This window comes from Leadbetterella sp. DM7, assembly GCF_040829825.2.
In the GTDB taxonomy this organism is placed as follows: Bacteria; Bacteroidota; Bacteroidia; order Cytophagales; family Spirosomataceae; genus Leadbetterella.
The window spans coordinates 1-725 of sequence record NZ_JBFOLH020000045.1; the positions used below are offsets into that span (position 1 = coordinate 1).

Genomic DNA, 725 nt, shown 5'->3' on the forward strand with positions numbered 1-725 from the left:
TCAGATTTTTGTTCAGGTTCCGACTGTCTGCATAGCTGATCTCACTTAAGGAAGCCTGGTAACGGAAGCGGGCCTGGGTGGTCAGCCTCTCGGTTCGTCGGGTTTGTCGGTTTTCGGTTTCTGCCTGTAGCAGCAACTCCAGGCCCTCTTTGAGCGACAGGTTTTGCAGTTGCCGGGTTTCACTCAGACTGATGTAACGGTGTCTCATTCCGGCCAGTCTCAGCTGGCCCACCTGTTCTTCGATTTTCATAGTAAACACTTTATAATTAATTAAAAAAAGATTTTCCACGCAGATTTTCATGGCTGGGGCTAAGAGCAAGCTCTGCAGGCGGAGCATAGTTTTTAGCCATTCCGTTGGTAATGACCTGATCGATAAAACGATAATGACAGCTACCTGCCTGTAGAGCAATCTTGCAGGCATTTCGGAAGACCTCGGGTGGTGTTTTAGCGGCTAGTCGCAACAGGCCATCACAACTCTTGTAGTTCTGTTCCACATGCATTTTGCGCATCAGAATCCGGTTAATCAGCTCACAGAACTCATCTCCATAGGCTTTGGCTCTGTTTCGGTAATAGTCCGGGCTACGATCTTTGTAATCGTGGTATCGGGAGGGCAGATGCTCCTCTACAGTGGTATAGGCGTGTTTCTTACGGGTTCTTAGGTGAGTAGCCAGCAGTTTGGATTTATGGTAGATACTTACCCGGTTATGCGTATAGACCACTTCTAC

At 48.1% G+C, this 725-nt stretch carries 1 protein-coding gene and 1 pseudogene; both read right to left on the bottom strand.

What is annotated here, in order from left to right; all coding sequences use genetic code 11:
- Positions 1–250 (bottom strand): ATP-binding protein (locus AB2U10_RS19145; protein WP_493820788.1); only part of this gene is annotated, 250 nt, incomplete at its 3' end.
- A gap of 16 nt (positions 251–266) precedes the next feature.
- Positions 267–725: pseudogene (locus AB2U10_RS19150) on the bottom strand (hypothetical protein); the annotation flags it as partial.